At 63.0% G+C, this 12,650-nt stretch carries 12 protein-coding genes; 7 read left to right on the forward strand and 5 right to left on the reverse strand.

Annotation, left to right across the window (positions count from 1 at the left end; translation table 11 throughout):
* Window positions 1-2 precede the first annotated feature (2 nt).
* From CWO89_RS10770 to CWO89_RS10785, 4 genes are all read left to right on the forward strand, one after another.
* The gene (locus tag CWO89_RS10770) at window positions 3-197 is read left to right on the forward strand and encodes a type II toxin-antitoxin system HicA family toxin (protein ID WP_130578597.1); all 195 of its coding nucleotides are present in this window, start codon (window positions 3-5) and stop codon (window positions 195-197) included.
* Between the two features lie 8 nt (window positions 198-205).
* The gene (locus tag CWO89_RS10775) at window positions 206-496 is read left to right on the forward strand and encodes a type II toxin-antitoxin system HicB family antitoxin (RefSeq protein ID WP_130578598.1); all 291 of its coding nucleotides are present in this window, start codon (window positions 206-208) and stop codon (window positions 494-496) included.
* A gap of 124 nt (window positions 497-620) precedes the next feature.
* Window positions 621-1,544: an ABC transporter ATP-binding protein gene (locus CWO89_RS10780; RefSeq protein ID WP_130578599.1), complete on the forward strand. Its 924-nt coding sequence runs from the start codon at window positions 621-623 to the stop codon at window positions 1,542-1,544.
* Window positions 1,545-1,704: 160 nt separating this feature from the next.
* Window positions 1,705-2,466 (forward strand): ABC transporter permease, encoded by a 762-nt coding sequence (locus CWO89_RS10785; protein WP_130578600.1) that lies wholly within the window; start codon window positions 1,705-1,707, stop codon window positions 2,464-2,466.
* Window positions 2,467-2,568: 102 nt separating this feature from the next.
* Here CWO89_RS10785 and CWO89_RS10790 read toward each other — a convergent pair whose 3' ends face one another.
* Window positions 2,569-2,901, reverse strand: a complete 333-nt coding sequence (locus CWO89_RS10790; RefSeq protein ID WP_130578601.1) for a hypothetical protein — start codon at window positions 2,899-2,901, stop codon at window positions 2,569-2,571.
* A 288-nt stretch (window positions 2,902-3,189) separates the two neighbouring features.
* Here CWO89_RS10790 and CWO89_RS10795 point away from each other — a divergent pair, with 288 nt between their 5' ends.
* The 3 genes from CWO89_RS10795 (at window position 3,190) to CWO89_RS10805 (ending at window position 6,233) form a co-directional block, all read left to right on the forward strand.
* Entirely contained in the window at window positions 3,190-3,957 is a 768-nt protein-coding gene (locus tag CWO89_RS10795; RefSeq protein ID WP_130578602.1) for a L,D-transpeptidase, read from the forward strand.
* A gap of 268 nt (window positions 3,958-4,225) precedes the next feature.
* Entirely contained in the window at window positions 4,226-4,480 is a 255-nt protein-coding gene (locus tag CWO89_RS10800) for an acyl carrier protein (RefSeq protein WP_130578603.1), read from the forward strand.
* A gap of 31 nt (window positions 4,481-4,511) precedes the next feature.
* Window positions 4,512-6,233, forward strand: coding sequence for a fatty acyl-AMP ligase (locus CWO89_RS10805; protein WP_130578604.1), 1,722 nt, complete (start codon window positions 4,512-4,514; stop codon window positions 6,231-6,233).
* 129 nt (window positions 6,234-6,362) lie between these two features.
* Here CWO89_RS10805 and CWO89_RS10810 read toward each other — a convergent pair whose 3' ends face one another.
* The 4 genes from CWO89_RS10810 to CWO89_RS10825 form a co-directional block, all read right to left on the reverse strand.
* A complete protein-coding gene (locus tag CWO89_RS10810) occupies window positions 6,363-7,373 on the reverse strand; it encodes a hypothetical protein (protein ID WP_165421092.1) in 1,011 nt (336 codons plus the stop codon).
* The gene (locus tag CWO89_RS10815) at window positions 7,348-8,730 is read right to left on the reverse strand and encodes an MBOAT family O-acyltransferase (RefSeq protein ID WP_130578605.1); all 1,383 of its coding nucleotides are present in this window, start codon (window positions 8,728-8,730) and stop codon (window positions 7,348-7,350) included. Before CWO89_RS10815 ends, CWO89_RS10810 begins: the two co-directional genes overlap by 26 nt.
* A gap of 58 nt (window positions 8,731-8,788) precedes the next feature.
* The gene (locus CWO89_RS10820) at window positions 8,789-9,628 is read right to left on the reverse strand and encodes an acyl-CoA desaturase (RefSeq protein WP_245475976.1); all 840 of its coding nucleotides are present in this window, start codon (window positions 9,626-9,628) and stop codon (window positions 8,789-8,791) included.
* 239 nt (window positions 9,629-9,867) lie between these two features.
* Window positions 9,868-12,129, reverse strand: a complete 2,262-nt coding sequence (locus CWO89_RS10825; protein ID WP_130578607.1) for a spermidine synthase — start codon at window positions 12,127-12,129, stop codon at window positions 9,868-9,870.
* Window positions 12,130-12,650: the final 521 nt, after the last annotated feature.

A 12,650-nucleotide genomic window follows, 5' to 3' on the forward strand; every position in this document is an offset into this window, starting at 1 on the left:
TCATGTTGACCAACAGCCGCGAGATCATACGCCGCCTGGAGCGGGAAGGATGGATACTTGTTCGCGTTACCGGTTCGCACCACGTGTTCAAGAATCCCATATCCGGCGAAACGCTGGTCATTCCGCACCCAAAGAAGGACTTGGGGGAAGGACTGATGCGCGCCATCTATAAAGGTGCAGGCTGGAAGCCCGATTGAGGTTGGCCATGGCTCACTACGTCGCGATTGTTGAGGACGCCGGACCCGAGCACAGCGTGGGTGTCTGGTTTCCGGATCTGCCCGGCTGCACTTCCGGCGGCGATGATATCGATGAAGCCTTGCGCAATGCGCCGGAGGCCTTGCAGCTCTATGCGGAAAGCCTTGAAAATGACGGCAAGTCGCTGCCGCGTCCGCGAACACTGACCGAGCTGAAGGCCGAGCCGGAGATCGCGAACGACATAAAGACCTATATGGTCGCCCTGATTGAATTACCCGCGCGCGCTCACGCGGCGGAGTGAACTGATCGTCGTTTCGACGGATTGCAGAACCAGCCAAGCGTACCTATGTACTGGCCGCCCCTCCTCTCGCGCGGCGCAACGTCGCGTTCCCTGTACTTTTCCCGCCAGCCCATCACCGTTAGCCATGTCGACGATCATTTCCGTTTCCAATCTCTCAAAAGTCTACGGCTCCGGTTTCAGGGCGCTGAACAAGATCAATCTCGATATCCGGCGCGGCGAGATTTTTGCCCTGCTCGGGCCGAACGGCGCCGGCAAGACCACGCTGATCAGCATCGTCTGCGGCATCGCCAATCCGAGTGAAGGCAGCGTCTCGGTCAACGGCCACGACATCATCAAGTCCTACCGCGCCGCCCGCGCGATGATCGGCCTCGTGCCGCAGGAACTGCACACCGATTCGTTCGAGACGGTATGGGCGACCGTGAGCTTCAGCCGTGGCCTGTTCGGCAAGCCGAAGAACCCCGCTCATATCGAGAAGGTGCTGAAGGACCTCTCGCTCTGGGAGAAGAAGGATTCCAAGATCATCACGCTGTCGGGCGGCATGAAGCGGCGCGTGATGATCGCGAAAGCGCTGTCGCACGAGCCGCAGATACTGTTCCTGGACGAGCCGACCGCCGGCGTCGACGTCGAGCTGCGCAAGGGCATGTGGGAAGTGGTGCGGACGCTGCGAGATGCCGGCGTCACCATCATCCTGACCACGCATTACATCGAGGAAGCCGAGGAGATGGCCGACCGCATCGGCGTCATCAACAAGGGCGAGATCGTCCTGGTCGAGGACAAGGCCAAGCTGATGGAGAAGCTCGGCAGGAAGCAGCTCAAGCTGCATCTGGCGCACAAGATCGACGCCATTCCGCCTGCGCTTGCGCCCTATCATCTCGTGCTCTCGGAAGGCGGCACCGAGCTGATCTATGATTACGACACCGCGGGCGAACGCACCGGCATCACAAGCCTGCTCGGCGATCTCCGCAACGCCGGAATCCGTTTCTCCGACCTCGAGACCAGCCAGTCTTCGCTCGAAGACATCTTCGTCAGCCTGGTGCGGCAAGTTTGAAGTTCCTATCAGGGTTTGCCGCACCCTCGTCATAGGAACTTCAAACTTTAATGCCGCACCAGAATCATAGATTTGCTAGCGCTCCTCTGATTTCGAAGTTCGCATTGGAGGCTCCGCGAACGCGTGCGAACTTCGAAATCAGAGCGCTGGTGAGGACACCATGAATTATCGGGCGATCCGCGCAATCTATTTGTTCGAAATGGCGCGCACCTGGCGCACGCTGTTGCAGAGCATCGTCTCGCCAGTGGTGTCGACTTCGCTCTATTTCGTGGTGTTCGGCGCCGCGATCGGCTCGCGCATCACGGAGGTCGAGGGCGTCAGCTACGGCACCTTCATCGTGCCCGGGCTCGTGATGCTGTCGGTGCTGACGCAGAGCATCGCCAACGCATCCTTCGGCATCTATTTCCCGAAATTCGTCGGCACGATCTATGAAATCCTCTCGGCGCCGATCTCCTATTTCGAGATCATCATCGGCTATGTCGGGGCGGCCGCGACGAAGTCGATCATCCTCGGGCTCATCATCATGGCGACAGCCGGATTGTTCGTGCCGCTGCACATCAATCACCCGATCTGGATGCTGACCTTCCTGGTGCTGACCGCCGTCACCTTCAGCCTGTTCGGCTTCATCATCGGCATCTGGGCCGATGGATTCGAGAAGCTGCAGATGATCCCGATGCTGGTGGTGACGCCGCTGACGTTCCTGGGCGGCAGCTTCTATTCCGTGAACATGCTGCCCTCGGGCTGGCGCACCATCACCCTGCTCAACCCCGTGGTCTACCTGATCTCGGGCTTCCGCTGGAGCTTCTATGGGATCGCAGATGTCGGCGTCGGCCTGAGTCTCGGCATGACCCTGGGCTTCCTCGCCACCTGCCTGGCGATTGTCTGGTGGATCTTCCGGACGGGCTACCGGCTCAAGCATTGATCGGCGTCGTAGCCCGGATGAAGCGCAGCGCAATCCGGGAACGCTGTCACAGCTCGCGGCACCGTCTCCGGATTGCGCTTCGCTCCATCCGGGCTACCGTGATCAGCGGTAGCAGCGGAAATGGCCCGAGCGGGCGTAGTAGCCGCGGCAGCGATGGCCACGGTGCCAGCCGCGATTGGGAATGCCGAGCACGCCGTTGACCGCACCCACGGCACCGCCGACGCCGGCGCCAACGGCACCCCCAACCACGCCGCCGACCGGACCGGCGATCCGATTGCCCTCGTAGGCTCCCTCGTGCGCGCCGCGAACGATGCCCTGGGCATGTCCCAGATGAGGCATCGCAAGCAATGCAAGGATGATGGCGGCGGCCGCAAGCATGAGCCGCACCGGCGTGACATCAGGCAGCGCCAGCGTCTTGACCTTGGTCTTCTTCATCACAATTCCCAAAAATGCACGGCAAATTGTACCGTCAGGCGGGAGTGTGAAACGCCCTTGCGGCCAAATGGTTGCGCGTCTGTGACGAATTCGAGTCGTCCGCTCACAACTCGCGAAAAAGTCAGCAGGCCGGCGCCGGATTTCTCCGATGGCGCCTTGCTTGCGCCGCTCGTTATATTAACGATGCATAGCCGGGCTACTGGAACCCGAGCCGGATTCCGGGCATATTGGATGCCGGGGACGGAGAACCGCGGCGCTGCAATGGTAGGCCTGGAGGGCCAAGGTAAGATGCGTACGTTCCTCGTTGCTTTCACCGCCCTGACGCTGGCTTTTGCCGGCGCCGCACAGGCCAAAGTCGCCATCACCGTCGACAAGGATAACCAGCAGATGACCGTCGCGGTCGACGGCGTCGAGCGGTATCACTGGCCGGTCTCGACCGGCATCCCCTCCTACGAGACGCCGAACGGCAGCTTCCGCACTTTCCGCATGGAGGAAGACCATTACTCCAAGGAATTCGACGACGCGCCGATGCCGCACTCGATCTTCTTCACCAAGATCGGGCACGCGATCCACGGCACCGACTCCGTCAACCGCCTCGGCAGCCCCGCCTCCCATGGCTGCGTGCGATTGTCGCGCGAACATGCGGCCACGCTCTACGCGCTGGTGCAGGAGCAAGGCGTGCTCAACGCCACGGTAACGCTGACCGGCTCCTCGCAGGTGGCGCTCGCGCGCAATCCGAAGCGCGGCAATGCCGCTGTCGCCCGCCGCGCGCCGCAGCAGTACGACCAGCAATATGACGCTGCCGCCGGCGATCCTGTGATGATCACGCCGCAACAGCAGCAGCAATTGCCGCAGGCCCGAGCCGACGACGGATACATCTATCCGGCCGACGGCAGCTCCAACGCGCAGATGTATCCGGCGCCGCGCAGCCGCCGCGTCTACGATACGCAGACCTACTATCGCCAGCCGCAGCAATATTCCGACCGCTACGCGCCGGCGCCGCAAGGCTATTACTACCCGCCACGCCCGCGCGGGTTCTTCACGTCCCAGGATTGACCAGCGCCGAGTTGGTCGAGACGTCAGAGCGGGATGGCTGCATCATCCCGCTCTTTATCTTTCTGCGCCTAATTTCTTTTTGCGCCTAATTTTTGCCTGCGCACGATCTTCGCGCAAACTCCTCGCATTCCCCTGAAAGTCCGCTTTACGCCGACGCCATCCTGCACGTCCGGATTCGTGCACGATCGCCATCAACACGCCTGCGTGAGCCCAAATTGACAACGCCCGCCGTGTCCGTATTGTGTCTAGTTGTTTCGCTGGATTTCCCATGACACAAGAAGAAATATCCGGTTTTTGCGTTGCTTCGCTCGCTAAAGTGCTGCGGATCGCGAAGGACCGGGTCAAGACCGATACCAAATTCAACCGACTCGGGCTCGATTCGGCGATGGTCGTCTATGTCATGATGGAACTCGAGGAGAAGCTCGACCTCGAGCTTTCGACCGACGACTTCTACGACTATCCGACCGTCGACGCGCTGTCGCGTTACCTCGCTGAAAAGCTCGTGGCCCGCTCCGCTGCCTGATCCTCACTACCGCCGGATATCATTGGCCAAGATGGAGACGTTTTCCTCGCTGGTGGCGCTGCTGGCAAAGCGGGCGGAAACGCAGCCCGATGCGCGCGCCTACATTTTCCTCTCCGACCGCGGGGCGGAGGAAGCCGTCCTCACCTTTCGCGAGTTGCATGACGCCGCCCGCGCGCTGGCGGCGCGGCTTGGCGAAGTCACCCGGCCCGGCGATCGCGCGATGCTGGTGTTTCCGCCGGGGCTCGAATTCGTCGTCGCCTTCTTCGGCTGCCTGATCGCGCGCGTGATCGCGGTGCCGATGATGATGCCGCGGCGGCAGAGTGCGCGCGACTCCAGCGCCGCGATCATGGCCAATTGCGAACCTGCGATCGCGCTCACCAGTTCGGCCTTCGCCATCCGCGGCGATCTGCAGGAGCGATTTTCGCGCGAAGGCCTGCAGTGGCTGGCCGTCGATCTCGATACGACGCCAGCGCAGCCCGCAGCCGATCTGCCGCTTCCAGCGCGAGAGGATATCGCCTTCCTGCAATACACCTCGGGCTCGACGTCCGAGCCCAAGGGCGTCGCCGTCAGCCACGGCAACCTGCTCGCCAATCTGGAGATGATCCGCATCTCGCTCGGCAACACCGAGCGGTCGACCTATGTCAATTGGGTGCCGCTCTACCACGACATGGGGCTAATCCTGAACACGCTGGAGGCGCTCTATGTCGGTGCGCTCTGCGTGCTGATGGCGCCGAACGCCTTCACCCAGCGCCCGCTCAACTGGCTGCGCGCGATCAGCGATTATCGCGCCGAGGTCGCCTGCTGCCCGAATTTCGGCTACGACCTCTGCGTCAGCCGCTATCGCGCCGACCAGATGCAGGGCGTCGATCTCTCGTCCTGGAAGATTGCGCTCAACGGCGCCGAGCCGGTGCATGCCGAGACGATCAAGCAATTCATCGAGACCTTCGCCGCTCACGGCTTCGATCCTCGCGCCACCTTTCCGGCCTATGGCATGGCGGAAGCGACACTGCTGATCTCCGGCGGCAGCCGCGGCGCCGGCCATGTGACGCGGGATGTCAGCCGCGCCGCGCTGCAGGCGCATCGGGCCGAAGCGCCGGCTGATACGGCGGACAGTCAGACGCTGGTCGGCTGCGGCCGCGCGCTCGAAGGCGAGCGGATCGCGATCGTCGATCCCGACACCTGCGCGGGGCTGCCCATCGACCAGGTCGGCGAGGTCTGGGTGAACGGTGCCAATGTCGCGAGCGCCTATTGGAAGAATCCGGAAGCGACCCGGGCCGGCCTGCACGCGCGCATCGCGGGCGATGACGACAGCGCGAGCTGGCTGCGCACCGGCGACCTCGGCTTCCTTGATCGGACGGGTGAGCTCTTCATCACCGGACGGATCAAGGACCTGATCATCGTCAGGGGCATCAATCACTATCCGCAGGATATCGAGCGCACGGTGCAGGCGGCGCACACCGCGCTGCGGGCCAATTGCGGCGCGGCGTTCTCCGTCGGCGACGAGCACAGCGATGAAACGCTGGTTGTCGTGCAGGAGGTCGAGCGCACCGAGCGCAACAGGATCGACGGCGCCGAAATGAAGGGCCTGATCCGCGAGCACGTCACCGACCAGCACGAATTGTTCGCACGCCATATCGTGCTGATCCGGCCGGGCACGCTGCCGAAGACCACCAGCGGGAAGATCCAGCGCAGCCTGGCGCGCCGGCTGTGGTCCGAAGGCCGGTTCGAGGATCTCGCCGCGGACGCGGATTGACTCGCTCTTGCGGTCATCGTCCGGCTTGACCGGACGATCCAGTATTCCAGAGGCAGTAGTGCTTGAGTCGAGAGGCCGCCGGTTACTGGATGCCCCCGCCTTCGCGGGGCATGACAGGGAGAACGATCATCAGAAGTCGATCTTCGCCGCCTCGCCATCGCGGATGCTGGCGGCGATGCCTTCCATGATCTTGGTCGCGATGCTCGGGCGGTAGTGGATGAAATCCGCAAAATTCGCACGGTCGCGGGTCAGCGCGTTGTCGATGCGATAGTTGATGAAATTGCTGTTCGGCCGGCCGGCCACGACACGCTTCAGAGCCGCGTTACACGCCTCACGGTCCGCGGCGGCGGGCGTGCCGGGCTGCGGCATCTTGCTTTGCAGGGTCGGCGGCACGACGATGACGACACTGGTCTCGGCTGGAAGCCTCTTGACCAGCGCATCGAGCCGCGCGACGTCGGGAAGCGTCTCGCGCTCCGCGATGGTGGCCGCAGGCAGCGGATCGCGTGGCGGGCTGATTTCGCGGAAGGTGCCGGGCAGCCAGATGTCCTCGTAGCTGAAGAAGCCGGTGGGATCCCTGCGATGGTGCCAGCCGAGGCCGATCGAGAAACGTTGGAACGTGTGCTCGATCGTGGTCCAGGACAGCAGGTGCGTCGCGTAGACGAGCGGGCTTTCGCTGTAGAGCCAATCGGGGAAGGTGCCCGGCGGCGATTGGATGGGGACGTGATGGCACCACCAGGGATCGACGACGAACACAAATGCGCCCACCCGCTTGTGATGCTTCAGGAAAAAATCGACCAGCATGAGCTGCTCGTGCGGATTGGCGCCGGTCATGTAGAGCTGCACGAAGCGCAGGCCGGTCGCCTTTGACAGCTCCGTCGGTTCAAGCATCTGCGCGGTCGAATTGCCGATGATGGCGGAATCGAAATTGGGATCGCGCGCGCGGCTGGCCGCCGAGGTGAGCGTGTTGCGATCGTTGACGCCATCGATGCCGAGCACGCCGAACCTTCCGCTGTCATAGGGGTCGACCAGGATCATCAGCGCGTAGAGCAGCACCAAGCCGCCAACGAGCGTGCCGACGCAGTTGGCCAGGCAGCGGCCCCATTCGGGCGACGTGTCAGAACTGGTAGTAAGCGAAGCCACGAACGTTCCCTTCTCCGAGCACGATCAGGATGGCGAGCAGGCCGAGGCCGGCCACCGCGCCAAGCCAGGGGCGCGGCCGCTGCATCACGCGTTCGACGATGTCCTGGGTTGCCGGCAGCAGGAACGCCATCAGCGGAACGACCACGAGCGGCCACAGATGCTTGCCCTCCGACAGATTGGGCGGCACGGCGAGGCCGTGGAAGATGTTCAACGCTGCATCCAGCGTGCCGGCGCGGAAGAACACGCCGGTCAGCAGCACGAAAATCACCGTCAGCGCCCATCCGACGAGCGCAGGCAGCCGCGGCCCGTAGCGGCGCCACAGCGAGCAGACGACCAGCGCCAGGCCATGCTGCGTGCCCCACAGCACGAAGGTCCAGCTCGCGCCATGCCAGAGGCCGCACAGCGCCATGGTCAGCACCATCACAGCGAAATATTGCAGCTGGTAGAAGCGCCGCGGCACCATGCGCTTGTTGGCGAGCGGAAAGAACAGGTATTCGCGCAGGAACGTCATCAAGGTGATGTGCCAGCGCTGCCAGAAATCCTGGATGCTGGTGGAACGGAACGGCGCATCGAAATTGTACGGCAGCTTGACGCCGAACAGCAGGCCGAGCCCGACCGCGATGTCGGAATAGCCGGCGAAGTCGTAGAGGATCTGGATGGCGAAGGCGAGCGCCAGCCAGGCGTCGCCATTGCTCACCGGCCCTTCAAGCGCCCGCGCATAGATCGGATCGATCAGCCGCGCGATGCGGTCGCCGAGCAGGATCTTTTCGACGAGCCCGATCAGGATGAAGGCGATGCCGATGCAGAACTCGCGCTGCCAGCCGGGCGCATAGACCTTCTTGCCGAACTGCTCCATCACCTGCGACCAGCGCACCAGCGGTCCGGCGAGCGCCTGCGGGAAGAAGGAAATGTAGAGCGCGTAGCGGTTCAGCGAATAGGTCGGCGCCTTTCCCTTGCGCAGATCGACCAGATACATGATGTGGTGGAAGGTGAAGAAGGAGATGCCGAGCGGCAGCACGATGTCGAGCACCGGCATCGGCCGGCCCAGCGCAAGGCCGATATTGTAGGCGAGGAAGTTGGCGTATTTGAACCAGCCGAGGACGGCGAGATTGGCGACGATTGCGGCGGTGACGATCCACGACATCTTGGTCCTGGCATACGTCATCGCCGCGAACCAGTTGATCAGGATCGACAGGATCAGGAGCAGGACGAAGGGCGGATTGCCGTAGGCGTAGAAGACCAGCGACATCGCGACCAGCGTCCAGATCCGCCACTGCGGATGCGGATCGACCAATCGATAGATCAGGATTGCCGCCGGCAGGAAGCCCAGCAGGAAGGGGTAGTCGTTGAACAGCATCAGCCGGCGATCTCAGGCATGACCCGGGTTACTCACCTTATCCGCCGGAAGCCGACGACTATCCGTGCTCAAGCTCGGCCAGTTCGGGCGCCGGCTCGTGCAGCCGGCGCAGCGCGATCTTCTCCGCACTCGGCACCTTGACATTCCAGGCCAGTCCCAGCGCGGCGAGCAATCGGATGAAGAGATAGCCCGGATCGAATTCGAACCATCGCAACCCGAACGCCGCCGAATAAGGGAAGGCATGGTGATTGTTGTGCCACCCCTCGCCCCACGCCAACCATGCCATTACGCCGAGATTGCGGCTGTTGTCACCCCTGGTGCGGTAGGGACGTGCGCCGAATGTGTGCATGACGGAGTTGATCGCCGACATCGCCTGTTCGACCGCGAACATGCGCACCACGCCGCCCCAGAGGAACCCGGCCACCGCGCCCCACAGGCTGCCAGCGACCAGCCCACCAATGGCGGTCGGGATCAACAGCCCCAGCAGCACCCAGACGTAATAATAGCTATTGACCCGGACCAGCGTCGGCTGCGCCATCAGGTCCGGAACGTAGTGGGCGACGTTCGGATAATCATGCTCGATCATCCAGGTCAAATGCGCATGCAGGAAGCCGCGCAGGCGGCTGAGGAAGCTCTCGCCATGCAGATTGGGCGAATGCAGGTCGCCCTCGTGATCGCTGACCTCATGGTGGCGACGATGCATGGCGGCCCAGGATACCATCGGCCCCCGCCCGGCCATCGAGCCCATGATGATCAGCATCGCGCTCACCGCCGTGCCGGTCGCGAAGGCGCGGTGCGTGAACAACCGGTGATAGCCGACGGTGAGGCCGAGGCCCGTGACCAGCCACATCCCAAAAAACAGGCTGATTTCGAGCGCCCCGATGGGGCGGTAGAACAAGGCCGCAACCGCGATCAATGTCCCGATGAATGGCAAAACATCAAACAGGATGAAATGCCGCCGCTGCAATCGATGAAAATGCCGGCTCCGGATAATCCGATGGTCGCGCATGACTAATGGAACAATTGGGAAACAAGTTCCATCAGTATAGAGTCCGCCCCCGTGCCGCAACCGTTGCGGCGGGTTATGGCGCCAAACCGCGAACGCGGGCGGCGGGTGTTGCAAAAATATCGAGCTCACTACTCGCCGTCGCGCAATCGCCGGTAAACCGCGCCCAGGATGTTGGAATAATCGTCGGTCCAGACCTGCTGCTTTTCATCGGCCTCGGTCTCGCTCCACTCGTCGGACGAGGCGAGCTTGCCGACATCGTCCTCCTCGCGTGCGGAGATTACCACCGAGGTCGAGAAAATGTATTCGCTGTCGCGGCCGGAATCCTCGCTGTAGACCCAGCTCTTGAGGTCGTTGGCTTCGGCAATGCCGACCACGACGCTGGAAAGCTCGAGGTGGCGGTTGGAGACATGCATCACCACCGCGCCCTGTGGCGCCAACTTCGCCTTGTAAATCGCCATCGCCTCCTCCGTCGCCAGATGGATCGGGATCGCGTCGGATGAATAGGCATCGACGATGATGAGGTCGTAGATGCCATCCGGCTCGCGGGCGAAGGTGAGCCTGGCATCGCCGATCACCGGCTTCAGATCGGGGGCGCAATTCTGGATGTAGGTGAAATACTTCGGATCGCGCGCGGTATCGACCATGGTCTGGTCGATCTCGAAGAACTTCCATTGCTCGCCCGGCTCCGCGGCGCAAGTGAGCGTGCCCGAGCCGAGCCCGATCACGGCGACCCTGAGCGGAGCGCCCTTGCGCTCGCGCATCGCCGTGATCGCCTGCCCGATACCGCCGTCCTTGTGATAATAGGTGATGGGTTCGGGCCGCCCGGTTGCCGGCGTGCCGTCGTCATTCTTGAATCGCTCGGCGCCGTGAATGGTGGTGCCATGCATCAGCACGTGATACTGGCCGTTCGGCGTCACCACGATCTTGTGCACGCCGAAGAAGCTGCGCACGGTTTCGACCCGCCCTTCATCGGAGGGGTAAGCGCGCAACAGCAGCAGCGCGACCACGACGGTGGCGAAGATCTTCCAACGGTTGGCGTTGAGCGCGAGCGCCAGCAGCGCCGAGAGCACGCCGACCGTGCCGATCACCCAGGCGCGCCGGTCGTCGAACCAGTTGAACAGCGTCCCGGTTGAATAGGACGGCGCGATCAGCGCCACGGCGAGCACGGCAAGGAACGGCCAGTACCAGGCGCTCCAGCGCGGCAACCGCTCGTCCCCGCGGGCCGGCCGGCACAGCGCGGCGAGCGACAGCAGGATCGGGTATTCGGCCACCCAGGAGAAGGTGAAGGGCGCGATCAGGCCTGCGAACAGGCCACCGACCATGCCGCCGAACGACAGCGCCACGTAGAAGCCGGTAAGGTATTTTGCCGCCGGCCGGGTCCGCGCCAATTCGCCGTGACAAGCCATCGCGATGATGAAGAAGCAGAGCTGATGACCGCCGAGCGTCAGCAGCAGATTCTGTTCGCCACCGACCGCAAGCAGGATGACGACGCCCGCGATCGCGAGCGGCTGCAGCATCAGCATCCATTTGTGTGGAAACAGCGGGCGCGACTGGAACACCAGCACCCAGGTCAAGAGGTAAAGCGACAGCGGCAAGACCCAGAGCAGCGGCGCTGCGGCGACGTCGGTCGAGATATGCGCGGTCACCGCGATCAGAAGGCCCGAGGGCACAGCGGCCAGGAAGATCCAGCGCAAGCGCAGCAGCCAGGAGGGCGCGGGCGCATCGGCATCATCGGCCGGCAAATTCAGCGCTGCCGCGCTCGCAGGCGAACGCAACAGCAACACGCCGCAGCTCGCGATCAGCAGGATCAACAGGCCATAGCCACCGGTCCAGATCAGGTTCTGCGTGCGCAGCGTGAACATCGGCTCCAGCAGCACCGGATAGGACAACAGCGCGAGGAAGCTGCCGATGTTCGAGGATGCGTAGAGGAAGTACGGATCGGGACCGTTGGGATGGCCGGTGCGCACGAACCAGGCCTGCAGCAGCGGGTTGTTGGCAGCGAGCGCGAAGAACGGCAGGCCGATCGAGACCGCGAACAGGCCGAGCAACCAGAACGCGTAACCTGATGTCGGCGGATCACCCCAGCCGCTCCGGATCGCAAGCGGCAGCGTCAGCACGGCCGCGACCAAAAGCAGCAGATGCACCGCGACCGGAGCGGCGCGGTTGTTCATCTTCATCAGGTAATGCGCGTAGGCGTAGCCCGCGAGCAGCAGCGACTGGAAGAACACCATCGCCACCGACCACACCGCCGGCGAGCCGCCGAGCCGCGGCAGCACCATCTTGGTGAACAGCGGCTGCACCGAGAACAACAGGAGCGCACTGACGAAGATCGCGGTGGTGTAGACGATCAATACCAGCCGGTTTCGCGCGGCGGACGGCTTAGAAATCATGAAAGCTCCGGCTTGGGCCCGGCAGACGCCGGCGAGATTTCCGGCGAATGCACGCCAGAGGTTTCAATTGAGCATATGGCAGCATGGCCGGCAATGTAACCCGGTAACGTGGACTTGACGACGCGTCGCTGCGGAGCGACGGCACGCCGACATGACGGTTTCATAACTGGGTATCTCGCCATGCCACCGCTCTCTCCCCCGTCATTGCGAGCGCAGCGAAGCAATCCATAGCGCCGCAAGTGGAGACGTGGATTGCTTCGCTGCGCTCGCAATGACACGGGTGAGGTCTGGTTCAAATATCAAACAGCAAATCCATAGGATGGGTAGAGCGCAGCGAAACCCATCGCGATGGAGCAAGCCGCGCGAATGATGGGTTTCGCTGCGCTCTACCCATCCTACGATTCCAAAACAGCGGAGAAGATGTGTGTCCGCATTCTCGCGGCGTTTTGCGCCCGAGGTTTGCATCTCGTTCCACCCTCTCATTGATCAGAGGGCGCAGGGAAAGCCGGGTGCTGGTTGCA

It is taken from the genome of Bradyrhizobium sp. Leo170 (assembly GCF_004296405.1).
GTDB lineage: Bacteria > Pseudomonadota > Alphaproteobacteria > Rhizobiales > Xanthobacteraceae > Bradyrhizobium.